Below are 25,250 nucleotides of genomic sequence, written 5' to 3'. Positions count from 1 at the left end.
ACAAAAAAAATTCCCTTACCGCCACTTTAAGGCTTTGAAGCCTCGGCGGCAAGGGAATCTCTTTTGGTAAAATATAAACTTATTATCTTTAAATGGATTTTCATTTTTTTGCCGAAACGACTGCGGCGTCCCAGTCAAGGATGGCATCGTCGTTTCGGATTGCCAGTAACGACTAAGTTCTTAAGAATGCTGCGGCTCCGTTGCCCGCAGCTGCTCAGGCGCTTTCTGGTTCATGATCGACATCATGATCAGCGCGCCTAGGAAGAACAAGAGACCTGCGCCGAAATAAATCGATACGAGCGAGAAGCTGGCCTTAAGCGCTCCGGCAAAAGACATGGAAATCACCATCATCCCGGAGAACAACGGGTTAAGTACGCCGTTCACCCGGCCTACGTTCGATGTATTCGACCATTGCAGAATCATCGTGCTTATTCCGATATGGATGCATGGGAACATCAGGCCGTTCACGAACTGAATGGCCAGCGTCAGCGGAACGCTCGTCGAATATCCGACGATAATCGTGCAGATAGCCCCCGAGAACATGCCGAGCGCCAGCAGCAGCTGCGGCGGTACCCGCTTGGCGAAGGAAGCGACAAGCCCGCCTCCGATCAGCATCGCCCCGCCGTTCACCATCAGGATATACTGCAGGAACTCCTCGTCCCGCCCAAGCCGTTCCGTCACGACGAACAGGTTAAGCGCCTGCGCGACGCCGACGGCGAGTCCGGCTACGACGAACACGACACCAAGCATCCGCAATACGCGGCTGTTCCATACATAACGGAATCCTTCCGCGAATTCGCTCCAGAATTGACCTTTCCCTTGCGCGGACTGCTCCAGATTGTCTTTCGGCAGACGGAATAGAACGGCCGCAGACAACAGGAACGCGACGCCCATGATGCCAATCGACGTTTCCAGGCCCAGCCGGTTGTACACGAACGTGCCGAGCATCGGCCCAAGCACCATAAAGATGGCGATAAGCGATTGGAAAATCGCCATCGCTTGCTGCAGCTGCTGTTCGGGAACGTGATATTTGAACAGCCGCAGGCTCGATGGCTGCGAGAACTGCGACAGAATCGCCGAGATGAAGGCGACTAAGTAGACGGATTGCCAGGAGCCGAAATGAATGGTGAGCAGTACGGCAAAGACCGATACGGCCGACAGCAAGTCGCACCAGATCATCGTGCGTTTCGGCTTCCAGCGGTCGGCGAACGTGCCCCCGATAAACGAAAAGACGAATATCGGAGCGAATTCCGCGACGCTGATCAGCGATATCGCGTAAGGGTCGTTATTCGTCCTATCCGCGACATAAAGAAGGATCGCGAAATTTCGTACCCAGATGCCGATTTGCAGCAATATGTTGGACAGCAATATCGTCTGAAGGAATCGATTCTGCAGAAGACTTGGCGCAGCAGCGTTATTTTGTTGCGTATTCAAGCTTCACAACCTCCAATGTTAAATTATCCGTATAAGCCGAACGGAAGGGCCGATCATGAAAATTCATGCGATCAACTTACACCGACCTTCCTAATTATACGGTTACCTCAATGAATTACCTCCTTCTCCAGACTGAAATTGCGCTAAACTTTTCAGCCAAGCCGCCCTGCCCGCAGTCCGACGAGCCGGCGGCTTCCCTCCTTTCCCCCTCCGCTTCCCGAACAAAATCACCGTTGCAATCCGCATCCCGGTTTGATATAGTAGGGCCAATCGCATAAGCCATGGTATGTTTTCTAGGGTTCCGCGGCGGCAGCCGGACCGGTCCGAGGGAAAACGGGCGGTTCGCCGCTTGAACACGGAGGGATAAAAGCCCGGGAGATATCGAACATTCGATATCTTCCGGGTTTATTTTTTTGAAACCCCGTTTCGCGGATAAACCGTCAGGACAACCTAAACGAATGAAAACGAAAGGAGAATGGAATCATGGCGAATTGGGGATGGAGCAAAGTCATGATCGGCGCGATATTCGAGGTGCTCTGGGTAATCGGCTTGAAACATGCGAACGGCTGGCTTGAATGGATCGGTACGGTCGCCGCAATCATTCTCAGCTTCTATGTCATTATATCGGCAAGCCGTACGCTGCCCGTCGGAACCGTCTATGCCGTATTCGTTGGCCTTGGCACGGCCGGAACCGTCATTGCGGAAATCTTATGGTTCGGCGAGCCGGTAAAAGCCGCTAAGCTTGTATTGGTCGGCGCGCTTCTGCTAGGCGTCATCGGGCTCAAGCTGGTGACAAAGGACGACAAGAACAACGGACAAACCGAAAGGGTGGCTTGACATGGCTTGGGTTGCGTTAATATTTGCCGGTTTGTTCGAGATGGGCGGCGTCGCGATGATGAATAAAGTGAACCGCGAGCTCAGCTGGAAAACAGTCGGCGGGCTGATCGCCTGCTTCGCTTTAAGCTTTCTGCTGCTGTCCTATGCGATGAACTCACTTCCAATGGGTACCGCTTATGCGATCTGGACGGGCATTGGCGCTTCCGGCGGCGCCATCGTCGGCATGCTCGCCTTCGGCGAATCGAAGGACTGGAAGCGGATTGCCTGCATCGTTCTCGTACTAGGCGCCGCCGCCGGACTGAAGGCCGTATCTTAAGTGCCGAACACCGATCGGATCCCGGATATTGGCTAGAAAATGCACCGCCGGGTATCCGATCGGCCGGCCTTTATTCGTCAAACAGCTCATCCAACACCTTGTCGCGGTTTTCGAGAAAACGTCTGGTCACAATATAATGAAGCGTGTCCTCGTACTTGATTTCCCGTATCGGTTGTGCGTCGAAATTTAAGATTTGCCCGCCGGGGTAACCCAATAAGATCGGGGAATGCGTCGCGATGATGAACCGGGCTTGCCCTTCCAAATCCTTAATGACCCGCAGCAGCGCCAATTGCCTCGCCGGGGACAGGGCCGCCTCGGGCTCGTCGAGCAAGTAAATCGCCTTCTTGCCGAAGCGGTGCTTGAACAGCGAGAGGAAGGCTTCGCCATGCGACTGCTCGTGCAACGAACGGCCTCCGTAAGACGGCAAGCTTTCCGGCATGGAGTCCAGATGGGAAGCGAAATGGTAAAACGTTTCCGCCCGCAGAAAAAAACCGTTCGTAATCTTCGGCAGCCAGGAAAGCCGGATATGGTCGCCAAGCGCGGAGTGGGACGCGTCTACCTCATAATAATTGTTTCGGCCGCCTCCCGCCGTATTGAACCCGCATTGATAAGCGATCGCCTCCAGTACGGTCGATTTCCCGGAACCGTTCTCGCCTACGAAAAAAGTAACATTAGAGGTAAAGGCAAGAGAACGCAAGCTTCCGATTGCCGGAATGCTAAAAGGATAACGGCTGCCTTCCTTTCGATGGACCAGCTCAAGACCGCGCAGAAACATCGGATCATCCCCATGAAAAGTAAAATCATTTCCAATACTAGAACATTTGTTCGCTCATGTCAATAGCTCCGCCGAAATAGGCTGACTGGCTGTCACCGATGTCCTTCCGCCCCTGCTGTTGACAAATATAAGGGAAAGACATAATCTATTTTCATAATAGTTAGTCATATAACTAACTTACTTTCCGGGAGGTTATGAAGATGGCCAAGCCGAATGTCATCACGAAGCGGGAGCTGCTGGATGCCGCGAAGCGGTGCCTTGCCGAGAACGGGCTGGAAAAAACGACGTTAAAAGCCGTCGCGGATCAAGCGAACGTGAGCCAGGGAACGGTATTTTACCATTTCCGGACGAAAGAGCAGCTCATGATGGAGCTCGTCCAAAGCTTATGCGACGATTCGTGGCAATCGTTGCAGCAAGGACAAAGAAGCGTGGAAGAAGCGCTTCAATCCGCGAAGGAGAGGTGCGGCTACGATTCCGTTTATCACCGTTTGTTTTTTACGACGCTTGCCGCAAGCCTTCAGCAGCCGTCCAACCGCGAGCGGCTGAACGCGATGATGCAACAAGAAAACGAGCATCTGACCGATATGCTCGCTTCCCGCTGGGAGGCGTCGCCGATCGGGGAAATCCCCATGAACCATTGGGGCATTATGTTAAACGCCCTAATCGACGGATTGGCGGTCCAAGCGTTATTGGACGAGGATTTTCCGAAGGAGTCCGTATTCGAGTCTTTGCGTCATCTGTTTAAATTCCTTGCGAAAGAAGGGGTACAATGAAAACGGCGTTAAAAAACAAATCCCGAGGGTCGTTTTTTCTGCTGTGGGGCTTCCTTTTGTGGCTGGCTGCGACCGTGGTGTTTCGCATTTGGGGCGGATGGCTGCTGGATGCCGACAATCAAGCCATGACCGCGATTCTCTTTATTGCGGCGGTGCCGATAATTTACGGATGCGTCCTACCGTTGTTTTACTTCTTCGGCGTTCCGTTATCCGAACGGCTTCGCTATTCCGTCTATGTCGCGTTGCCCGGGATGCTGCTCGATATTTTCTCCGTCGTCTTTCATCCCGCAGCATTTCCGTCGATACCGGGCGAAAGCATCCCGACGCTGGCGGCATGGCTATTATGGGCATACAGCTTGATCCTTATAACCGGGCTGTTCCCGAGAAGATGAACAAACCGTTCGAGCCCCGGAATAATTTTGGTTCGCCGGCTTCATCCTACAGGAGGGTACCAGATTATATTCGGGAGGATTTCTTATGTCTCGGCTGCGATTCAACAACGCCAAGAAACAGCAAAAAGGCAACGATCAGGACGACGCCACCGCAAAATCCAAGAAGAAAAAATAAACAAAAAACGACCTCTGATCCATTGGAACCGGAGGTCGTTTTGTTGGCTTTATAGCCCGATGAAGCTTCGCTTACAGAACGCGGCGGGCGGTTGTGTAGTTCTTTTTCCAGAAGGCCGAGTTCAAGCTGGAGACCGTAACGCCGGGCGAGCCGTAAGTGTGGATCATGTTGCCGTCGCCGATATAAATGCCGACATGATGGACGGGCGAATAAAAGAACACAAGATCGCCGACCTGCAGATTCGACTTGGATACGTATGTGCCGGCTTTGGATTGGGCCAGCGACGTACGCGGCAAAGTGACGCCCAATTGCTTAAATACATATTTCGTAAAGGAAGAGCAGTCGAAATAGCTCGTCGTGCTTGTAGATGCTCCGAATTTGTACGGCGTGCCGAGATAGCTTTTCGCGGTCGAGACGATCTTGCTCTTCTGGCTTGATGTAGCCGCATAGGCCGTATCCGCCGACAAGGTTGCCGTTGCGGACGCGAATACGATGCCGAGGGATAACATGATTGCGGTTAATGTTTTGATCCATTTGGACGGTTTCATCATCGAATCTCCTTTGCGTCGATAGATTTGCAGCAGGCCAAAACAACTAGTCTTACCATACCACATGCCTAATCGTCCAAAGGTTTCCTATGAGCAGATCGATCGAAGCACGGCAAACCTTCGCCGCCCTTTCTTAAAAGTTCATGAGAATGTTCTCATGATGCTCGCCAATATGGACAATCGGGTTTCGCCTAAAATTCGGGAAAACGGCTTAGTCATTTAAAAATAGGCGTTTCCTGTTATTGACAAAGAATCGGCTGCCACGTATCATCTTAAGTGTAAGTAAGTACTTACATTAATCCAATAGACCGTCCGTGATGGCATACGCCGGATTCGTACGGCATGAATTTGAAAAAGGAGAGATGCCCGATGTCGTTATCCGCGAGGGAGCTTTTGTCCGAAAGCCTGCTTTCGCACCCGGGAGTAAGCCGTCAGCCGCATCGTTTCGGAGGGATCGAGTTTGTGTATGAAGGAAAGGAAATCGGGCATGTGCACGGCGACCATCTGGTCGACATCCTCTTCCCGAAGCCGGTGCGCGATGAGCTGGTTGCATCGGGGCGCGCGCAGCCCCATCATATGTTTCCCGAATCCGGCTGGGTGTCCGTCTACATCAAATCCGGCGATGACGCAGCTTCGGCCATCGAAATGTTAAAGCTCAAATACGACCTTATGGCGTCGAAACAGCGCTGACCGCATGTTAAACTGAACTATATGCGGCGTACGGGGGCGTATTCATTATTCTTGCGGTGCTGTGGGGCTGGCTTGTCGATAAAAAAACGCCCGATATGTACGATTGGATCGGGGCCGCCATTTGCATTCTAGGGGTATCCGTAATGCTGTGGGCGCCGAGGAATCATTAGAAAGAAGAAAACCTCTGTCTGCATTAGACAGAGGTTTCTTATGAATCGGTGGCTTGGCGTTCAACGCTTTGCCTTACCGGCTCGCCGTTTTTCTCCGATACAGCCATAACGCCGCGCCTGCAGCGATAAGGCTAAGCCCCGCCAATTGGATCGCCAGATGGCTTCCTTCTCCGGTCTTCGGCAGCACCTGCAAGCCGTTTCCGCCGCCGGACGGGCCTTGCCCCGCAGCATCGGTTACGCCGCCGACTTGCGAGTCATTGCCCGAAGGTCCTGCGGACGGGCCGCTGCCCGCTCCGTCAACGGCTCCCGGATTGCCTCCCGGGCTGCCGTTGCTTCCTCCCGTGGAAGGATCCGCAGGCTGTCCGGGATTCGTCGGATTTGTCGGGTCAGTCGGGTTCGTCGGGTTTGTCGGATTCGTTGGATTCGTCGGATCCGTTGGTACTCCCGGGATTACCGGGTCTGCCGGATTTGCCGGATCGTCCGAATCGGCCGATTCGTCTTTATCTTTCTTTTTATTTTCTACCGTTACGGCCGTTTCCTCTCCGCTCGCAATGACGAATTCCGTCAATTGCTTGTTCAAGGAATATCCTTTGGGCGCTATGAGCTCCTCCAGATAGTAGACGCCGGGTCTCAAATTCGCGACGGACGCCGTGCCGTCCTCGCCCGTAACGAATTCGGCAAGCTCGTTGCCGTCGTTATCCTTGGCCGGCTGCTTGCCGGCATCCAGAATGCGGAATTCCGCGCCCCGCAGCGTCACGCCCGTATTTCCTTTGGCGATCTTCGTCACCAGAAGCGAGCCTGGAATGATTTTGTTGGCCGGCGTCTGCCGCACCACTTGATCGTCCGTAATTTCAAACGTTATCGGCTCGACAAGCTTTTCGTAGTTTTGCGGCACGGACGTCTGGACAAGCTTGTATTTGCCCGCTCTCAAGCCCGCGATGAACAGCTTGCCGTCCTTGTCGGTCGTAAGACCGCTCATGATGACGTTATCCGATTCGTCCCGCAGCTCGAAGACGACTCCTTCCAGCGGCTTGCCGTCATATTCGTCCACATTCGTAAGCTCATAGGAGCCGATGTAAACCACATTCGTGACGGTGACCGTCCTTGCCGCCGTTTGTCTCGCTTCGATCGTAAACGGAACCGGCGTCGGATCAAGCTTGTACCCCTTCGGAGCCGACGTCTCGATCAACTGATAGCTGCCGGGCTCGAGGTCCGCGACAAACAATTTCCCTTGGCTATCCGTGGTCAAGCCGTCCATGCCTGCGACGTCTTCATAACCGGCGCCGTTATCCTTCTGCAGCTTGAAGACGGCTCCTTGCAATTTAATGTCCGGCATCTCCCGATCCGTTTTTGTAACCTCGAGGTCCCATACGCCTTTTTCGTTCTCGACGACGACCTCTTTAACCGCCGCGTCCAGCTTAACGGCCATTCCGCCGCTTGCCGCATCGGATAACAGGTATCCGGACGGAGCAGCCAATTCCTTCACGACATAGTCTTTATATTTATAATTTTCGAATAAAGCGATACCGTTCTCGTCGGTCGCTAGCTGCTGAAGCAGGTTTTTCCCCGTCGAGTCGTACAAGCCGAATTCCGCCCCTTCGAGAGGCTTGCTCGGATTGGCCGCATCGACCTTCACGATCTTCAGGCTGCCCTTCGGCGTTGTGGCTCCGCCGCCCGCTCCCGAAAGGCTGACGTCGATCGCGCTATTCTCGTTGTCGTTCACCGTGCCGGCGGACTGTCCTTGGAAAGTGACGCCGTTCGTAAGCGTCTCCCCGTCGTCGGCGTTAATAAACGACGTATACTCCAGCACATAGGTGCCTTCAAGCGTCTCGCCGAACGTCAACGTAAACGAATTGCCCGCCACGTCCAGCGTATAAGCCGACTTGTCGGCCTCTCCCGCTTTCGTAATGCTGCCGTTTTTGTCAACGGTCGTTTGATAAAGCTTAAACGAGTCCGCAATCAGAAATTGATTCGGCGACAGCGTATCGGTCAGCTGGGAACCCGCTTCGATGTAAGATTGGCTCCGGTTGACATAAACGGTCCAATACGCATAATCCTGCTCCGCGCCGGTGCCTTGCCGGCCGGTTTTATCAATGTACTCCCCGCCGTAAGGAGGCTCGACTACCGCCGACCGGCGGAACAGGCTTTCGCTTGGGGAGTCGCCGTCGGCCAAGGTCGCCTCGTTCGAATACTCCTCCGCAACCGCATGGCCCATCAAGCTTGTCTTATACGTAATGCGGTAAGCGAAATCAATCGGTTTCTTGAAAGTCAGCTCGAAGCCGTCTTTGCCGTTCTCCGTCTTCGGCTCGAACGTATAATCTTCGCCTTCTACAAGCGCCGCGCCTTCGCTAACGCCGTTGTTCCCGCCGGTCAACGTTAAGCGATGGACTTGCAATGAATCCGGCAAGAACGTTTGCTCGCCCGAATAGAAGTCCCGCACGACCGCCTGATCCAACTGGTGCAAGTTATAGTTCATGTCGAGGGTCCACGTGATTTCCTTCGTACGCGCGTCGTAATCCCCCGTTTTGTTGCCGTTGTTTTTCGTATAGGCATCCGGGTTCGCTGTCGCCGACTTCACGATAGCCGTCTGCTGGGTGCCGTTTTCGATCCAATTTAAGGCCGCATTGTTTTTATATTGCGCCGTTTTGATCTCGTCGGCGTCATAGAAGGTCGGATCGAATTCGGTTTTATATACGATATCGTGGCTGGCCGTCACGTCGTTTAAAAACTCCAGCTTGAAGCCTTGCCCGTACTCCGGGTTCGGCGATAACGTATAGTCCGCGCCTTCCGTCATGCCGCTTACCGTAAGGCTGTCCTCCAGCAAGGTCATGCCTTGTCCCGCGTAATTATCGGTAATGACGACCGAGTTCATCGTCTTCGCATCGTCGTTCAAATCGATGCGCCAGGTCATCGTCTTGGCGGCATAATCGAAACCGACAAACGTTTTGCGGAAGATGACCTGATTAATGGTCTGTGTTTTGGACGCGGTAATATTGTTCCGCATTTCCACGTCGTTCTGCACGTTATAGCTGTCTTCGTGAACGCGATTTTTCGCCGTCGTCCGGTACGATATCTGATAAGCCTCCGCAATATCCCGGTTGAACTGGAACCTAAAGCCATCGGAAGACTGCGTTACGTCATAATCGCCGGAGGGGAGCGGAACGCCAGTTGTTGCCGCGGCATTCCCGTTATCGTCGATCGTCATCTCGTACACTTCGAACGAATCCAGCTGCAGATCCTGATGAGACGTATCGAAGCGGTCCTCGATCCAAGCTTCCGCTTGGGAGATCGACTGCTCGTTGTAATTGTACTGAATCGTCCAAGTTATCGTTTGCGTATTCCGATCGTATGTCGATCCTTTAGCCAGCGGCTGGCTGTAGCGAACGGGCACCGAAGCTGCAGCCGTCATCGGGACGGGCAAATCGTCCCCCGTCAATGCCGCTTCGTTGGCGTACGTTGTGTCCGTGTTGCCGGTTATCTCTGTCGTATAGGACACTTTATAGGCTTGGTCGATATTGCCGAGGTGCAGCTTAAACCCGTCCGCGCCCGGTTCCACCGTATAGTCCGTGCCCTCGGCCAACGTCCCTTTGTCGACGGTCGACCCGTCCAGCTGCACCTCGAGCAAGGTTACAACGATCGAAGCGGTGTCGACTTCAAGGCCGCTTGGCAGCGTATCCGAAAAGACCGCGTTTGCAATCGGCACCTCGCCCAGATTGAACTGGACGTTCCAATCGATTTCGCTTGGATTCATTCCTTTATTCGCCGTTCCGGATTTTATGATTTCTTTATCGGAAGCGCTTTTGAAATGAACGGGAACGGCAACCGTTTCCCCGGGGAATTCGAATTCGATCAGCTGCTCGGTCCCGCCGGACAGCTTGCTTCCGTCGAATTGTCTCCATAAATAGAAGTAGCCTTCCATTCCTTTGCCTTCAATCGCCGAGTTAAACGTGAGCGTCACTTGGCCTTCCGGGGTAATCTCGTACGTTCCGACCGTCTCGCCGTCCCCGTCGAGGCTGCCGGTCAACAGCCGGTCCGTCCGGAACTTATCGGGAAGCTCAAATACGAACGTCGAGCCGTCCGTATAGGGATGGCCCGCAGGCAGCTCCCAGTTGTAGTTGATCTTCACTCTCGCGTTTTGATCCGGACGTACTTCCTCGATTCTTTGACCGTTTTCGTCTTCGATGGTCATGTCCGTTATAATATTTTCCGTTATGGTGCCGGTATCGGCAGCCATTAACGCCGCGACGCCGTAAACGTCGTCGGTCGTGCTGTACGAGTCATCGGTTACGCTGTAACCGGCATCGCCCGCCGTTCCTCCCGTTTCGTCCGCCGCCCGGACGAAGGAAGCCGGCAGCAGCAGGTTCAGCAGCAGAACCGCCGCCAGCAGCACGCTTAACTGCTTGCCTAGTCTTTTCATACTAAAAACGAAACACCTCCAATGTTCTTAAAATCTCATAAACCGCCAAAAAAACGAGATCAATCAGGACTTTTGGCACCGTACCATTTTATAGAAAAGCTATAAATAAATTCTGAATCTGTATATATGAGAAAAAAACGGAGTNNNGCCACACCCCGTTACCGGCCGAAGCCGGCGAAATTTTATACGATTTTTCCTTTTATAATCAAGCGCTCCGTCGGGTTGACCATCGGATGGCAGGTGACCAGCGTAATTTCCCGGTCCTTGCCGTTCCCTTCGAGTACCCATACGTCCTCGGGCTTGACGATCGGCTTCTCCGTCACGGTATACGCATACCGGTTGCCGGCGACCTCGACCTCGATCGTGTCCCCTTCCTCCAATTCGTCAAGCCGGTTGAAATTGCGGCCGAAGGTGCGGTTCCGGTGACCCGCCACGGCAAAATTGCCGATCTCTCCCGCTTTGCCGGTACCTTCGATGCTTGCCGCGGACTTCTTCATATTCTCTTTCGTCGCGCCGTATAGAATTGGAAGCTTTAGATCGATTTTGTCGATGACAAGCAGCCCTTCCATCCCTTCGGCTTCGTTATCGGCTTCTCCGTCTTGAGGGGCCGCGGCCATAACGGGCTCAACTGGCGATGCCGCATCGGTCTCCCCGTCTTCTCCGTTATCGACCGTCAGCATGGCGTTCTCCCAAGAACGGATCAGCTTCTCCTGCTGGGCGTCGTAATAGAGCTCGGTCAGCTTCGGCATGGCGATCAGCAGCAAACCCGCAACGATAAGCAGCAGCGCAAGTCCTTTGATCTTCATTCATGCACCCGCTTTTCCTGCACGGACAGCTTGTCCGCCGACCAACGGAGGTACCAATCGTTTAATTCCGAAGAAGGATCGATATCCAATTCTTCCCTCAATATATCGTTAATTTGGAGAAAAAGCCTTCGAACCTCGCTATCGTGGTTCATTTCGGCATAAATTTTCATCAAACCGAAATAACCGTCTTCTGCGTCGGGCATCCGTACGATCATTTGCCGGTAAAGCTGTTCGGCATCCGCGTATTTTCCGAGCGAAGCGTAGCAGTCGGCCACTTCCCGGACATGGTTCAGCCACAGCAGGCGGACGCGATGCTGTTCGTAATCCGCCCAAGCATAATGGTGATCCTCCAAATAATCGCCGGTATTGAGCCGAATGATCTCCAGATGCGATTCCAGCGTGTCCGGCCGTACCGGAGGAGCCTGCTTCAGACTCTTCTCCCACTCTTCGACGTCCAGCTTCACGCTTCCCCATACCAGCCGGTAACCGCGATCGACATATTTGATCTGCAGATCGAGCCCCGCCAATTCGATAATCTTGCGAATTTGATAGACGGCCGTATGCAGCTGAGCCGTCGCGCGCTGCATATCGTACTCCGGCCATAACAAGTCGATCAGCTCCTGCCTTCCTACCGTTTTGCCCCGATGGTGGATGAGATAAGCGAACAGCTCCGCGGCTTTATACGTCCTCCAAGCAAACTCCTGCATATTACCGCTCTGATCCTTATACCGGAGGCTTTGCAGACAACAGACCATAGCGGTCTTCCCCGCGTTCGACGTCAACCGCTCGTTCGCCTCGAAAGCGCGGCGAATCGCCACGGCCAACCTCTCCTCCCCGACCGGTTTCAGCAAATAATCGAGCGCGTTTACTTCAAACGCTTTTACCGCGTATTTCTCATAAGCCGTCACGAAAATAATCTGTGCATTCGGCTGAAGCTGCAGCAGCTTTTCAGCCAGCTCGAAACCTCCGATAACCGGCATTTGAATATCCAAAAACGCCACATGAACCTTTTCCAGGGAAGCCGCTTCGAGCGCCAGATACGGATCCTGTATGCCGTGACCCGTTTAATGCCGCAAGCCCCGGCCGTCCGGCCGTTAAGAAGCCGTTTCATTCTTTCCAGAGCAAGCAGTTCATCCTCAACAATTATCGCATTCAGCCCAGACAACGTATCCCGTCCTTCCCGTCGGCACATTCGTTACCTGGACACGAGCCGCCAGACACCGAATCTGCAAAATGTGGAAACATTTTAATACTATCGAATTTCAATCCCGTATTTCAACCTTTTTTAGCAGCAGACGCTATCTTTCGAGAGGATTCGACCGCCTGTCATCCTTTTATTAAAGGAAAACTTTTGGTTCCTGTCGAATAACCACGTATGATGCGTACGACGAACACTTGGAAAACTTATAGACGTTTTGCCGCCATGTTATTGTTTCTTTGCATGCTGCTCGGCTTGCGGTGGGCGTGGATGGCGATGTTTCCTACCGCCGAAGCGCCGCGTCCGGTCGACGGCGTGCTGGATTTGCGAGGGTGGGATTTGCGGCATTCCCCGCCGGTCGCTTTGGACGGCGAGTGGAGATTTTTCCCTTCGCAGCTGTACACCTATGCCGATGCGCCCACTATGAAAGACGGTTTTACTTCGGTAAAAGTTCCGGGCGATTGGCAAAGCGCTTTTCCGAAACCGCACGATACGTCCTACGGTTACGGCACTTACATGCTGCGGATTTTAACCGACCCGCTGGAGCAGCCCGTTTCTCTTTGGCTGAAACGAATTCAAGCGTCTTCGATGGTGGAAATCAACGGATTCAGCGAAGGGGCAATCGGCAAGCCGGCCGCAAGCCGGGAGGACTATGTGCCGGAGAAAGTCTCATTTACAAGCACCTACACGGAGCGAGGCGTGCAAGAGCTCGTCGTGCTCATTCAGGTAGCGAATTACGAGGACCCGTACAATGGGGGGATTATGCGCTCCATCCGGTTCGGCTCTCAGGCGTCCATCGACTACGAACGGTGGTATTCGATCGGCTTTCAGCTCATTACGTTTGTCGTCCTGCTGCTTCACGGCCTATATGCGTACCTCTTGTATCTGTTCAACCGGCGGGAGAAGTCGCTGCTTGCGTTCTGCTTGCTGGCGTTCAGCGCGGGCATATCGATTGTGTCCGATCACGAAAATTTGCTTATGCTATGGCTGCCGTTCGATTACGCCTGGTCTTTCAAAATCAGACTGCTGTCGTATTTATGGCTGGCCTATTTTATCCTTTATTTTTTCCGAAGGTTTACTTCGACGAACCACGGCCGCAAAGCGTTTCTCGTTTATACGGCCGCGCTCGCTGCGTATTCGGTTTTTTTATGTTTCGCGTCGACGCCTGCCGCTCATTTCACGTATCAATTCAGGGTGTTTAGCGCCTTGTACGTGTTCCCTTTCATGTGGCTGCTCTACTTGATCGGAAGGCTGTATTTCACCCGGAAGACCGCTAACAATACCGTATTCAATGAAGACGCGGTCTTCCTGCAACTTTCCGGAGCGGCCGTGTTCTCCAGCGCCCTATGGGGTGCGTTAAGCTCGCACGTCACCATTCCGGAGGTTTATTATCCGGCCGACATCATCGCGGCGATTATCGGATTCTCGGCCTATTGGTTCAAGAAATATTTCCGCCAATCCCATGAAAACATCCGGCTCAATCTTCAATTGCAGGAAGCGGACAAGCTGAAGGATCAATTTCTGGCCAATACGTCGCATGAGCTAAGAACGCCGCTGCACGGAATCATGAACATCGCGGAATCGGTGCTCATTCACGAGAGGGACAAGCTGCACCGGAAAAGCGTCGAGGATATGGAGCTGCTCGTTAAGATCAGCCGCCGCATGTCCCATTTGCTAAAAGATCTTCTCGATATTGCCCAGCTGCGGGAGCATCGAGTCAAACTGCACAAGGAGCCTTTGCTTGTCCAGTCTGTCGTACCGGGCGTCGCGGGAATGCTTCGTTTCCTGTATGAAAGCAAGCCGGTCGAGGTGACGGTCGACGTGAAGCCGTCTTTCCCCGCCGTCATGGCCGACGAAAAAAGATTGGTGCAAATTATGTACAACTTATTGCATAATGCCATCAAATATACGGAACGGGGAACCGTTTCCGTGACGGCCGAGGCGTCGGGCGGACAAGCCTTCATCTATGTTTCCGACACCGGCATCGGCATGGACGAGGAGACGGCGGCCCGGATATTCAATCCCTACGAGCAAGGGCCCCACGGGATGAACGAAGGAAGCGGCATCGGGCTCGGCTTAAGCATCTGCAAACAATTGGTCGAGCTTCACGGCGGCACCTTAACCGTTCGGACGGAGCCCGGCCAAGGGTCGGTGTTCGGCTTTAGCCTTCCGCTTGCCGATGCGTCCCTCTCTTCCCCGCCGCTGCAGCAGCGGCCGTCTCTTCTGCCGGATGACGTTTCGGCGGAGCTGGCGGCCGGCTGGTCGGATACCGGAAGCGCGGGAAGCTTGACGGCGGCTTTCAACGAACCCGATGCAAGCCTGTCCGGCAGCGGCCCAGCCAGCATTCTTGCCGTTGACGACGACCCCGTCAACTTAAACGTGCTGAAGTCGATCTTGTCCACGGAGCCCTATGCGTTGACGACGGCAAGCTCCGGCGAGGAAGCGCTGAAGAGGTTGAACGAACGGCAGTGGGATTTGATCGTCGTCGATGTCATGATGCCGGTCATGTCCGGGTACGAGCTGACGCGGAAAATCCGGGAGACTTATTCGTTATCGGAGCTTCCGGTCTTGCTGTTGACCGCGCGCACCCAGCCCGAGGACATCTATGCCGGCTTCTTGTCGGGAGCCAACGATTACGTGGCCAAGCCGGTCGATGCGCTGGAGCTTAAATACCGGATTCGGGCGTTGACGCTGCTTAAGCAATCGATTCACGAGAGCTTGAGGATGGAGGCCGCTTATTTGCAGGCGCAAATCCGCCCCCATTTTCTGTTCAACGCGTTAAATTCCATCTTGGCGTTAAGCGAGATCGATACCGGGAAGATGCACGAGCTGGCCGAAGCTTTTACGGACTATTTGCGCATCAGCTTCGACTTTCTGAATACGGAGGACGCAGTCGATCTGTCTCACGAGCTGGAGCTGGTTAAAGCTTATCTTTACATCGAGAAGCAACGGTTCGGAGAGCGGCTGTCGGTTGCGTGGGAGGTCGATCCCGACTGCCGGCTGCAGCTTCCTCCGCTTACGATCCAGCCGCTCGTCGAAAATGCGGTGAAGCACGGCCTTCTCGGCAGACGGCAAGGCGGCACGGTCGCCGTACGGGTCGTCCGGCTCGGCCGTTCCGCTTTAATCGAAGTGAAGGACGACGGTGCCGGGATGGATCAAGAGACGGTGGAACAGTTGCTCGCCCCCTCCCATGAAAGAAAACGGGGAGTCGGCCTGTCCAATACAAACCGGAGATTAAAGCAGCAATACGGCCAAGGCTTAACGGTTCAAAGCGAGCCCGGCAAAGGGACGACCGTATCGTTTGTCGTGCCGCTGCGGAAAGGAAAAGGGGAAGAATAAACAATTCTTCCCCTTTTTTGTTGACCTTGAGATTCCCGCCCCGGAATTTTCGGTCAGCCTTAAGCCCGGAACGTTTTGCCTAACGGTTGGCCAAGCCCGAAATAATGCCTGAAATTATAGATGAGCGGGCTCCATTGTTCCGGATCGATGCGATTGTCGCCGAGCACGATTTTCTCGTCGGCATGCACCTTTAACGCTTCCGCTTCTACGACGGCAAAATGCGGATCGTGCTCCGGAACCCGGATGTTCCTCACGGCGCATTCGATTTGAAGCGGACATTCGAGTATGCGGTCCGGCTTCACTTGAACCGACGTCTGCCTCGTGAAGTTCGCCGCGGCGAATTTATCATGCTCAAACCGGAAAGAAGCTTGCAGCTTATATTCCGGAACCGGATTTTTGCCCGTTAACGGCGCCAGCGCTTCGACTTGGGTCCAAAGCTCGGGACCCGGAACGTTCACGACGCATTCGGGGCGCTCTCTAAGGTTCTCGATAGCTTTGCCGCCTATGCCCAGACCTAATACCAAGCTATAGCCCAATGCCCATGACGAAGATAACGGACTGATATTGGTCGAACCGTCTTCGTTGAGCGTTGTCAATAAGATAACGGGAGTGCCGTAGTATAAAATGCTCGGCTTAATTTCTTGATGCATGGATATCGATACCTCCATATAAATAAAAAATGGAAACATATGTTCCAGTCCATTATAGAGTAAACCGATGGATTCGTCTTTTACTTTTTCGTTCCAAGCAACGGTATTGGCTAAAATATATTCCTTGACAGGAATATTCCCTATTGGGTATATTTAAGTCAACGAAAGTTAACCATGTGGATAAGGGATGTGATACGATACCGAAAGATCAACACATATCGAGGTGAGCAACATGTCTAGGAAGAAGCCGGGCATGGACGTGACGACACTGAGCGCTTTGGCCGAGCCGAATCGCAAGGAGATCGTCGAGCTGCTGCGCGAAGGCCCCCTGACCGTAGGGGAGATCGCCGACCGGCTAGGCCTTCGACAGCCCCAAGCTTCAAAGCATTTAAAGGTGCTGAGCGACAGCGGGATCGTGGAAGTGAAAGCCGAAGCTAACCGCCGAATCTACAAGCTCCGGCCCGAGCCCTTCCAAGCGCTGGATTCCTGGGTGGAGTCCTTCCGGCGCGTCATGGAAGAAAGATTCGACAATTTGGAGAACTACTTGCGGGAACTGCAAAGCAGGGACAAATCATAAAATCGTTCATAATCAAAGGAGGATGTAAGATGACAACGCATATGCCGGACGTCTCGGACCGCGAGATCGTTATAAAACGGGAGTTCGATGCGCCGCGCGACCTCGTGTTCCGGACATGGACGGAGACGAAGCATCTCGACAAGTGGTGGGGACCGAACGGCTTCACGACTGCGACGCTCGAAATGGACTTCCGTCCGGGCGGCAAGTGGCGGTATAGGATGTACGGGCCGGACGGAACCGAATATCCGAACCGGATCCGTTATATCGAAATCGCCGCGCCCGAACGTCTCGTTTACGAGCATGGGGATGACGATGAAGACAGCTCCGGCGCTTTTCATGTAACCGTAACGTTCGAGGAACAAAGTGCCGGGAAGACCGTCGTGACGATGCGCAGCCTCTTTAACACGGCCGAAGAACGCGATTATGTCGTCAGAGAGTACGGCGCGATCGAAAGCGGCAAAGAGACGATGGAACGGCTTGCGAAGTATTTGGCTGACAAAGCGGATATTCAAAATCAAGGAGGAACGACAATGTCGAACGACGCTATGGTTTCGAGGGTAGAGAACGATAACGTGCTGGTGCTGGAGCGCATATTCGACGCGCCGCGCGAGCTCGTATTCCGGATGTTCAAAGAGGCGGAGCATCTGAAGCACTGGTGGGGGCCGAGAGGCTGGGAAATTCCGGTCTGCAACGTCGATTTCCGTCCGGGCGGCGTATGGCACTACTGCATGAAGTGCGTCGACCCGAATCAAGGCGACTTCTTCGGCATGGAATCGTGGGGCAAAGCCGTTTACAAGGAAATTTCGGAGCCCGACAAAATCGTCTATATGGACTACTTCTCGGATGCCGAAGGCAATTCGAACGACTCTTTGCCGTCGACCGAAGTTACGGTGGAATTCGTCGATCTCGGCGGCAAGACGAAGCTGATCAACCGCGGCGAATATGTATCGGCGGAGGCGCTTAAGACAGTCATGGACATGGGCATGCTCGAAGGGATCACGCAAACTTGGGACCGTCTGGAAGAGCGCCTGAACGAGGCGAAGCAAGCGTAACCGGCTTTCGCCGTCCTCAGAAGGAGACGGGTTGACCCGTCTTCACCGCAAAAGCTCGAGAAAAGAGACCGGTTTAGGTCTCTTTTTCTCGTTATATGTGCAGATGCGCGCGAACCGCGGATGCGCAGAAGCCCATTGCCGCAAGCTTAACGGTCCCGGTTAATCATATAATTCAATAGATGCTTCAGAAAAACATTTTGACGCGGCATCTCTTTCAACGTTTCCATGGCAAGACAATAGTGCTCCCACATCTGTTTCAGGGCGCCTTCCTGCCCCAGGACCGTTACGAATGTGGAAGTGTTGTTCTCCGCATCCTTGCCGACGGGCTTCCCGAGCAAGCGTGCATCTCCTTCCAAATCAAGCAAATCATCCTTGATCTGAAAGGCGATTCCCGCATGATAAGCAAATGTCTTCAAATTCGCGATTTCCCGCTCGTCAACCTGCGCGAGAATAGCCGGCATAACCAACGCCGCCTCAAACGCTTTTCCGGTTTTGTAAAAGCAGATCGCATTCAATTGCTCCAACGTCAACGCTTTCCCTTTCGCGTTCAAATCCATCGCCTGTCCCGCACACAAATCTTCTGCCGTTCGGGCGGAATACTGCATCAAAGCAAGCACGGTCCCGGCATCGAACTGATCCAGGGACGCTTGTTCCTGAACGGCCTTTTGAATGAGAAACAGACCGGTTAATTCCGCGGTGGCGCTATTATGAACAAGATGCAACGCCCTCCGCCCCCTGCGGGTGGATGCATTGTCCTGGGACGGCAAGTCATCGAAGATCAGGGAGGCGGTATGCATATACTCAAGCGATCTCAATAAGGACATGATCGCCTGCGCCCGCAGGCCGTATTCCTGTACGCCCATGACCCAGCTTAAGATTGGACGCAGACGTTTCCCGTCTCCTACGAGGCTGTAATTGGCCGCGTCGATCAGCGTCTCTTTCATCGGCGGAATCCCGTCCGGCTTGGCAATCTGCAAGGCGTTGTTGATCTGCTCGCGCGCCGTTTCGACGGTGTCGACAAATTCCTCTTTAAACTTATGCTCGTTTTTTAACATAAGAATCAGCTGGTCCCGAAGCAGCTTATCGAAGAAATCCACGTCCTCCGCTTTGGCGGCCATTTGCCGGAGCAGCCGATCGAAACCCGGATTGCCGGAAGCCAATATCTCCATCATGCGATTGTACTTTTCCGTGCCGATCCGCGCTTTACAGCGTTTCAGACCGTTAATGGCCCGATTCAAAATCACTTCTCGGGTCTTGGCATCGTTATGATACACATGTTGAATCAAATGGAAAATAACCGTCCAGTATAATTCGAAAGGGTTGATCAGATCCGAACGCTGATGGCGGTAAGTTAAATAATAGGTGTAAGGCGTTACCGCGCCGGCTTCCATATCGTCAAACAGATCCGCAAAATCGTCAGCCAACTGGTTATAGATGCCATAATAGAACGTTCGATTCTCAAAGTCTTCGTCTAAGGGGGCGCCAATGACGGAACGGGCAATCAATCGGGAAGAAGCGGATTTTAAAATGATCGGAATATAAAGCTCTTCATTCGTGTACTGTGCATGGGACAGATGCTTCGCGCGGTCCAATTCCTGCGAGTGAAAAAAAACATAAGCCTGCTCGAAAAACAGCTGTTGCGTCTCCGGCCGTTGATGACGCTTAATATACTCAAAAGCTTCCTGCAGCTCCGCGTGTACGAATTGAATCATCGCTTTGTTCGTTCCGGCCCACTCGCCCGGATCCGGGACCGATCCGGTGAGCAGCGCGGTCCGTATAATCCGGGAATAACGGGCTTTCTCTTGCTCGGTCAAGACCTGCGCATCCAGAAGATCGTCGATGAACGGATAAGTCAGACCGTAGCTGTAACCGAGCCTGATCGCTTCGTCCAGCCTTCGGGCGCGTTCGGCGGGCGATCGTTCGTCGCCCATCTCTTCGATCGCATGCAGGACCACTCCGACAATGATCTTAATCAGTTTGCGCTGCGCATGCTCGGCGTTCATTCCTTCCGGAATATGGTCGGATACGGCCTTCAGCTTGCCGATCACCCATATCGCGGCAGTCTCGACGCCTTCCTTCTGGGCCCACCGATACAATCCCGCCAAACTGATGAACTCCGGCGGCTCGCCCTTGTTCGTTGCGGAGGAACGAATCAAACGTTGCTTGATACCGGCAGCCGTACGCTGAATTTTTGCCTGCGTCTCCGGCGAGTCTATGGCTTGGCCCAGATCCCTCATATAAATATAGGAAATGCTCCGGTCCAGGTAATCATCCAATTTCCCTGTATGCTTCAGCCATTGAATATGCCGATGATAATCTCCGGTATCGGACTTCCCCTTTCCCCGCGGTAAAAAGGACAGCCATGGCTGGCGACGGACATGATTTCTTTTCCACGCCCCCAAGTATTCGGTCAGAGCAGGCAAATAAGTGTTACCCTTCACATGCTCATCAAGCGATGCAAAATAGCGGGCGGCCTTCTGCTCCGCCAGCCGATAACACGTATCTCCATCAACGAGCAATTCCTTATTCATACGTTGTATACCTCAGCTTCTATGGTTGTTTTATCTTTATGCATTCGGAGGATGAGGTTTTCTCCATGCTGTAACGGATTGGAGAATTTCGCAGCCTTCGTCGGATCGATTTCATTTCTTCTAAATACGGAAAAAGATTTTTCCGGTTACGAATTTCGGCATCGGGCCGGTAAAATCACCCTTGGCATATTTTTGTTAGACGGGGTAACGATAACAACAAGGACAGATGAAACCAATTGTATAACTTTCTATATCGGAACAACACCGGGAAACCATCACAACGAGAAGGAGTTGAAGCGATCGATGACCGGATCTAAAGACGACTATGGGGTTCTAGGCAATAAAATCGAGGTCGATTCGGATGTAAACGAGGATCGTAACCGCGAGGAGCGGCTGGATGACTCCTTTGAAGCTTGGTATGGAAAAATGGGCGAGCAGATCAAGCAAAAGATGGAGCTTACGAACGTCCCGAAAGATAATGTGTTTGACGCTGCAGAGGACTTGGAAGAGAAGTAAAAGGCCGCTGACGGAGGGCTGCCCTAGCGGTGATCGAAAAGCAAAATCCACAACCTCGAACGGTTGTGGATTACCATGCGGCCGATCCCGCTTCGGACGACCGTCACCTGCTTATGCCGGCATTGCGTTTTAAATACGCGACAACCGTGTCCATTCTTAATTTATTGGAGCCTTTGACCAGAATGGTAGCGCCCGGCTCCATCTTTTGAAGCAGCGCCCTTTCCAGTTGGTGCTTATTGACGAAGCACTTGATCCTGTCAACGGGAAAACCGGACTTTCTAGCGCCGACCGCAATATGCTTCGCAGCGCTTCCCAACGTCAACAATTGGCTCACGCCTTTGCCGGCGGCATACTTTCCGACCTCTTGGTGACCTCTGGCCGTAAACTCGCCTAATTCCAACATGGAACCGAGAACGGCTATTTTGTTCCTTGTACCGACTTCAGATAAGACATCGAGAGCGGCCTTTGCCGCATGGGGATTTGAACTATAGGAATCGTCGATCAGCATGATATTTCCCCGCAAACGATGAACGCGCAATCGGCTCCTTGGCCTCTTATACGACTTGAGTCCGGCTTGAATATGCCGCGGTCCAAATCCTAAACCGTGAGAAACGGCAATGGCAAACAAGGCATTATAAATATTATGTTCTCCGAACACAGGAATGTAAAAAGAATGCTCTATGCCCTTAAGCTTTACTTTGAAGCTCATTCCATGATGTTCATACTGTACATTATAGGCCTGGTAATTCGCTTTTTTCCGTATGCCTACCCGAATGATTCTACCTTTGAATTCGTTTGTATGGAGCAATTCGGAATGAGGGTCGTCGGCGTTCAACAATAACGTGCCGGTTGGTTTCATGTAACGAATCAGCTCCGATTTTGCCTTGGCCACCCCTTCAATGCGACCGCCGAAGTTGCCCACATGAGCTGTCCCTACGTTCGTAATAACCCCAATGTCGGGTTGTAAATAGAGGCAATGCCGCTTTATGTGGCCATAATATTGCATCCCGTACTCTACGACGGCAGCCCGATGGGAAGGACGCAGTTGTCCGGCATGTCTTCTTGTGGCACTGGGAGCATTATGATTATGCGGGGATACGAAAACTTTCCAACGACTGTTCAGCACTGCTGCAATCATTTCTTTCGTGGTTGTCTTGCCGGCACTTCCGGTAACCGCAATGACAGGTCTGTAGCTGTTGGTGGTTTGATCCAATACGCTGCCCCCTCGACAAAATATTGTTCCCCCGGTAAAATCCGCACGCTATTGTATGCTATCCGGAGTTAGAAAGATTGAGGCGACTGCCTATAGGAGCGATGTGCATGTGAAGGCGAAAGTTGTAAAAAGCAAAATCCACATCCTCAAGTGGATGTGGATTAACATCGTTTCACATAAGGCAGCCGGTCATCTAACCCGCTGCCCTCGTGTCTTATTGTAGTTAACCGTCAACTCAGGAAATACTGGCGAACTTCTAACCAGTTGTTTACTCTAACATATCCCGTCTCGTTAATATTGTGAGGCGCAGTAAACAAAATTCCTTGGCCGATAAATCGTTCAAAATGCCTCGCATTGTCATCAATCAAGTAATCCGCACGGATAATGCTTTTATCTCCGCAAAAAACAAAGTTCATTTCGTTCAGAAAAGGGAAATGTTCCTTAAGCCATTCATACTTTGCATTAAAAGAGGTCGGAAATTCCATCGCTGCAGTTGTGATATAAATTTCGTATTGGCTGCTTAACTCTTCAATTACTTTTTGACTGTCCTTCATCACATCTAAATCCCGAAAAAATAGCGGGTCCCTTATGTATTCAATAATCTCGCTCTCCAAATGAGGACGTAATTGCCCAAGGCGCGTTCCCATTAAATCATCTACAGTCAGATTTTCGTTATAGTCCCGATTAAATAACTCTAGATGTTTGGGGTTAAAATCTGCAATAACTTCATCCATATCGATTGCAATTCTTTTCATAATCTTAACTCCTTCTGTGGGGGCGGCCGAATTTTTGTTAATTTGCTGATTTTCCGTAGTTAACGATATCGTCAGTCTAAAACATTTTTATAATTGACTCAAGAAATATTTACCATTACGATTAATTGTCGAATAACATTGGATAATAGCGCAAAGGAGCATTCTGCATGGTAAAATCGAAATCTTGTTTTATGGCGATTTTAATCCGTTTACTTTTCACCCATGTACCCGTATCAGCTTCGTCAAGTGACTCCGTACAACTTGTTGTCAATGGCGCTCCTTTAAGTGAAACGGCATATAACCGAAATGGCACCCTGTACATTCCTTTCCGGGCTGTATTCGAGCAAGCAGGTATTCCCTTCGAATATGACCTACAATCTCACATTATCTCCTATACTTTTCAAGACGAGCCCTATTCGATCGATATTACACAAGAGAGCATTATTACGCCGGACGGCGGTTACGGACTCTCGATGACGAAGAGAACAGCAAGCTTTTGATCAACTCGTTGGATTATGCCTATAACCAAACGATAAACAGTCTTGTAAAAAGCTACTACGACCAAGACATTCCGGCCGATCAGTTATTTACATTAGATGCTAATCCATATGGTTCACCGGATGACTTATATACTCCGGATACTACGTTAGCTCAGGTATTAGACACCAAAATTGATCGTATCAAGTATTCATCCGTTTCAGAAGCTATAGTGCGTACATCGCAAATCTCTACGACTCCGGCAGTTAGAAGGAATAGGGAGCTCGAGCTGCATTTTCGAAAAGAAGGGGACATGTGGAAGATTAACAAAGTAAATTCGATCCATTTCCAAAATACTTTGCTGGATGATGTTGATGAGAAAGCTGCCGCCTTGATACAGAATTCGCCGGACGAGGTCGAGAAGCTGTTAAGCGATCTTCGAGCTAATTATGATGCTGGTCCCCCACCTCCCAAGATGACCTATTAGAAGCAAAAGTAATTTATATCGACGATAAAACAGCAGCAGTGCACGTTAAGGCGCTCTATAAAGAGCTCCCAGAAGGCGATTCTTTGGAATACGAAGAGGTATTGTACTTGGATCACACCGACGAGGGACGATGGACTTTTTATTTGTCCGATCCATTAGATCATAATTATTAATTATAATTGCTGAGTGTTCCAAACGCTAAGCAGCCGATCATTCGACCGGCTGCTTTCGTGTTTAATAATGTGTTGCCAGTTAGGAGGCAACTCATAATCCCTAATATGCTTGTATTCCTGAACCCGTACAATTCCCGTATTATCTATCCTAAACCTCATCAAGTCCATCCCTACGCTCAAGTGAGGGCCTACGTACGGGATTGTTTTAACATGAACATCAATATACGAAGCATGATATTCAACGTCTAAATCAGTCCCACCCAGAAAAGGCGAAAACGTAGGGGTTACAGTTAGTTTATCTTTATAGTATTGGTTAATCTGTTCCTGTATTTTTGGAGCTAACAAAGTAAGTGCAAGCCGTTGGAATGATTCTTCTTGCGGCTTAGCGTAAACCGGTTGTGAAGACAACAAGAACATGATGACCGTTAGCAATAATCCGATATCGCTTTTAACACTCACTTCAAATCACCCTTAATGTATCCTTCACAAAGTGACTTGAGTTTATGTATGAAATAAAGAGAGCCATTGCCGTAGCGTCTGCTCTCCCTGGTTCGTTCAACTATCTTCCCCCGTTAGCATCATACGAAGTTGACGAGCCCAACCTGATTCAAGCGACCGCTTGCGATTTTTTAATGGCGTTGTTATGCCATTTGGTCTTATCGGGTCGTTCAACGATGATAAAGCATCCGCATGGATTCTATCTTTTGATGCATATACGCCGTGGCTTCAGCCGGCCCCACTATTTTGACTTCATCCCCCAATTGCCAGATCAAGTCCACGTAGAATCTCATGTCCTCTGCCGCTATTTGAATGGCTAATGCTCCGCTGCCATCCTCCTTGTGCTGTATGTACGGACCAAAACGAGGATTGGATTCCAGCAGCCACTGATGCTAGACTTAATAGTAGACACAGATTAAACTGATGAAATGACTAACATCGGAGGACTGTG

The 25,250-nt window shown here is 51.8% G+C and carries 22 protein-coding genes, 2 pseudogenes and 1 riboswitch; of the genes and pseudogenes, 13 read left to right on the top strand and 11 right to left on the bottom strand.

Features of this window, described 5'->3' with window-relative positions; genetic code table 11:
* Positions 1-180 precede the first annotated feature (180 nt).
* A complete protein-coding gene (locus ACFSW5_RS13790; RefSeq protein WP_379274022.1) occupies positions 181-1,434 on the bottom strand; it encodes an MFS transporter in 1,254 nt (417 codons plus the stop codon).
* A gap of 282 nt (positions 1,435-1,716) precedes the next feature.
* Positions 1,717-1,814, top strand: a riboswitch (guanidine-I (ykkC/yxkD leader).
* 103 nt (positions 1,815-1,917) lie between these two features.
* Here ACFSW5_RS13790 and ACFSW5_RS13785 point away from each other — a divergent pair.
* A complete protein-coding gene (locus ACFSW5_RS13785) occupies positions 1,918-2,271 on the top strand; it encodes a DMT family transporter (RefSeq protein WP_379274019.1) in 354 nt (117 codons plus the stop codon).
* A 1-nt stretch (position 2,272) separates the two neighbouring features.
* Positions 2,273-2,587: a DMT family transporter gene (locus ACFSW5_RS13780; RefSeq protein WP_379274017.1), complete on the top strand. Its 315-nt coding sequence runs from the start codon at positions 2,273-2,275 to the stop codon at positions 2,585-2,587.
* A gap of 70 nt (positions 2,588-2,657) precedes the next feature.
* Here the strand turns inward: ACFSW5_RS13780 and ACFSW5_RS13775 are convergent, their stop codons facing one another.
* A complete protein-coding gene (locus ACFSW5_RS13775; RefSeq protein WP_379274015.1) occupies positions 2,658-3,362 on the bottom strand; it encodes an AAA family ATPase in 705 nt (234 codons plus the stop codon).
* 200 nt (positions 3,363-3,562) lie between these two features.
* On the opposite strand from ACFSW5_RS13775, the gene ACFSW5_RS13770 reads away from it, so the two are divergent.
* Both ACFSW5_RS13770 and ACFSW5_RS13765 read left to right on the top strand, forming a co-directional pair.
* Positions 3,563-4,135, top strand: a complete 573-nt coding sequence (locus ACFSW5_RS13770; protein WP_379274012.1) for a TetR/AcrR family transcriptional regulator — start codon at positions 3,563-3,565, stop codon at positions 4,133-4,135.
* Positions 4,132-4,527 carry a DUF5367 family protein gene (locus tag ACFSW5_RS13765; protein ID WP_379274010.1) on the top strand — a complete coding sequence of 132 codons (396 nt, stop codon included), beginning with the start codon at positions 4,132-4,134 and terminating at the stop codon, positions 4,525-4,527. Before ACFSW5_RS13770 ends, ACFSW5_RS13765 begins: the two co-directional genes overlap by 4 nt.
* 246 nt (positions 4,528-4,773) lie before the next feature.
* On the opposite strand, the gene ACFSW5_RS13760 is transcribed toward ACFSW5_RS13765, so the two are convergent.
* Positions 4,774-5,250, bottom strand: coding sequence for a C40 family peptidase (locus ACFSW5_RS13760; RefSeq protein WP_379274008.1), 477 nt, complete (start codon positions 5,248-5,250; stop codon positions 4,774-4,776).
* 369 nt (positions 5,251-5,619) lie between these two features.
* Here ACFSW5_RS13760 and ACFSW5_RS13755 point away from each other — a divergent pair, with 369 nt between their 5' ends.
* Together ACFSW5_RS13755 and ACFSW5_RS13750 are read left to right on the top strand one after the other, a co-directional pair.
* On the top strand, positions 5,620-5,940 hold the full coding sequence (locus tag ACFSW5_RS13755) for a luciferase domain-containing protein (RefSeq protein WP_379274006.1): 321 nt from the start codon (positions 5,620-5,622) through the stop codon (positions 5,938-5,940).
* A 17-nt stretch (positions 5,941-5,957) separates the two neighbouring features.
* Positions 5,958-6,110: pseudogene (locus tag ACFSW5_RS13750) on the top strand (YnfA family protein); the annotation flags it as partial.
* 73 nt (positions 6,111-6,183) lie between these two features.
* Here ACFSW5_RS13750 and ACFSW5_RS13745 read toward each other — a convergent pair.
* The 3 genes from ACFSW5_RS13745 to ACFSW5_RS13735 form a co-directional block, all read right to left on the bottom strand.
* Positions 6,184-10,527 (bottom strand): collagen binding domain-containing protein, encoded by a 4,344-nt coding sequence (locus tag ACFSW5_RS13745; protein WP_379274002.1) that lies wholly within the window; start codon positions 10,525-10,527, stop codon positions 6,184-6,186.
* Positions 10,528-10,709: 182 nt separating this feature from the next.
* Entirely contained in the window at positions 10,710-11,333 is a 624-nt protein-coding gene (locus ACFSW5_RS13740; protein WP_379273999.1) for a class D sortase, read from the bottom strand.
* Positions 11,330-12,334 carry a response regulator gene (locus ACFSW5_RS13735; RefSeq protein ID WP_379273997.1) on the bottom strand — a complete coding sequence of 335 codons (1,005 nt, stop codon included), beginning with the start codon at positions 12,332-12,334 and terminating at the stop codon, positions 11,330-11,332. The genes ACFSW5_RS13740 and ACFSW5_RS13735 overlap by 4 nt, the downstream gene beginning before the upstream one ends.
* A 422-nt stretch (positions 12,335-12,756) precedes the next feature.
* Between ACFSW5_RS13735 and ACFSW5_RS13730 the strand changes: the two genes are divergently transcribed.
* On the top strand, positions 12,757-15,870 hold the full coding sequence (locus tag ACFSW5_RS13730) for an ATP-binding protein (protein ID WP_379273995.1): 3,114 nt from the start codon (positions 12,757-12,759) through the stop codon (positions 15,868-15,870).
* A 59-nt stretch (positions 15,871-15,929) separates the two neighbouring features.
* Here ACFSW5_RS13730 and ACFSW5_RS13725 read toward each other — a convergent pair whose 3' ends face one another.
* Complete coding sequence (locus tag ACFSW5_RS13725) at positions 15,930-16,520, bottom strand: flavin reductase family protein (RefSeq protein WP_379273992.1); 591 nt, start codon at positions 16,518-16,520, stop codon at positions 15,930-15,932.
* A gap of 232 nt (positions 16,521-16,752) precedes the next feature.
* Here ACFSW5_RS13725 and ACFSW5_RS13720 point away from each other — a divergent pair, with 232 nt between their 5' ends.
* The 3 genes and pseudogenes from ACFSW5_RS13720 to ACFSW5_RS13710 all read left to right on the top strand — a co-directional run bounded on the left by ACFSW5_RS13720 (position 16,753) and on the right by ACFSW5_RS13710 (position 18,149).
* Positions 16,753-17,097 (top strand): ArsR/SmtB family transcription factor, encoded by a 345-nt coding sequence (locus ACFSW5_RS13720; protein ID WP_379273990.1) that lies wholly within the window; start codon positions 16,753-16,755, stop codon positions 17,095-17,097.
* 29 nt (positions 17,098-17,126) lie between these two features.
* Positions 17,127-17,576, top strand: a pseudogene (locus ACFSW5_RS13715) (SRPBCC family protein); the annotation flags it as partial.
* Positions 17,577-17,627: 51 nt separating this feature from the next.
* Positions 17,628-18,149 carry an SRPBCC domain-containing protein gene (locus tag ACFSW5_RS13710; RefSeq protein WP_379274380.1) on the top strand — a complete coding sequence of 174 codons (522 nt, stop codon included), beginning with the start codon at positions 17,628-17,630 and terminating at the stop codon, positions 18,147-18,149.
* A 146-nt stretch (positions 18,150-18,295) separates the two neighbouring features.
* On the opposite strand, the gene ACFSW5_RS13705 is transcribed toward ACFSW5_RS13710, so the two are convergent.
* Positions 18,296-20,680, bottom strand: a complete 2,385-nt coding sequence (locus ACFSW5_RS13705; protein ID WP_379273987.1) for a polyprenyl synthetase family protein — start codon at positions 20,678-20,680, stop codon at positions 18,296-18,298.
* Between the two features lie 303 nt (positions 20,681-20,983).
* On the opposite strand from ACFSW5_RS13705, the gene ACFSW5_RS13700 reads away from it, so the two are divergent.
* Positions 20,984-21,196, top strand: coding sequence for a hypothetical protein (locus tag ACFSW5_RS13700; protein WP_379273985.1), 213 nt, complete (start codon positions 20,984-20,986; stop codon positions 21,194-21,196).
* Positions 21,197-21,299: 103 nt separating this feature from the next.
* On the opposite strand, the gene ACFSW5_RS13695 is transcribed toward ACFSW5_RS13700, so the two are convergent.
* Together ACFSW5_RS13695 and ACFSW5_RS13690 are read right to left on the bottom strand one after the other, a co-directional pair.
* On the bottom strand, positions 21,300-22,409 hold the full coding sequence (locus ACFSW5_RS13695) for a UDP-N-acetylmuramoyl-tripeptide--D-alanyl-D-alanine ligase (protein ID WP_379273982.1): 1,110 nt from the start codon (positions 22,407-22,409) through the stop codon (positions 21,300-21,302).
* A gap of 230 nt (positions 22,410-22,639) precedes the next feature.
* On the bottom strand, positions 22,640-23,164 hold the full coding sequence (locus ACFSW5_RS13690; RefSeq protein WP_379273979.1) for a 5' nucleotidase, NT5C type: 525 nt from the start codon (positions 23,162-23,164) through the stop codon (positions 22,640-22,642).
* Positions 23,165-23,331: 167 nt separating this feature from the next.
* Between ACFSW5_RS13690 and ACFSW5_RS13685 the strand changes: the two genes are divergently transcribed.
* Complete coding sequence (locus tag ACFSW5_RS13685) at positions 23,332-23,664, top strand: hypothetical protein (RefSeq protein WP_379273977.1); 333 nt, start codon at positions 23,332-23,334, stop codon at positions 23,662-23,664.
* Positions 23,661-24,128, top strand: a complete 468-nt coding sequence (locus ACFSW5_RS13680) for a hypothetical protein (RefSeq protein ID WP_379273973.1) — start codon at positions 23,661-23,663, stop codon at positions 24,126-24,128. The genes ACFSW5_RS13685 and ACFSW5_RS13680 overlap by 4 nt, the downstream gene beginning before the upstream one ends.
* 173 nt (positions 24,129-24,301) lie before the next feature.
* Here the strand turns inward: ACFSW5_RS13680 and ACFSW5_RS13675 are convergent, their stop codons facing one another.
* Positions 24,302-24,760: a DUF3888 domain-containing protein gene (locus ACFSW5_RS13675; protein WP_379273971.1), complete on the bottom strand. Its 459-nt coding sequence runs from the start codon at positions 24,758-24,760 to the stop codon at positions 24,302-24,304.
* Positions 24,761-25,250: the final 490 nt, after the last annotated feature.

It is taken from the genome of Paenibacillus thailandensis, from assembly GCF_042685365.1.
Classification (GTDB): domain Bacteria; phylum Bacillota; class Bacilli; order Paenibacillales; family Paenibacillaceae; genus Paenibacillus_AP; species Paenibacillus_AP thailandensis.
The sequence above is the reverse complement of the archived record's forward strand: the minus strand, read 5'-3'. Positions and strand labels throughout refer to the sequence as shown.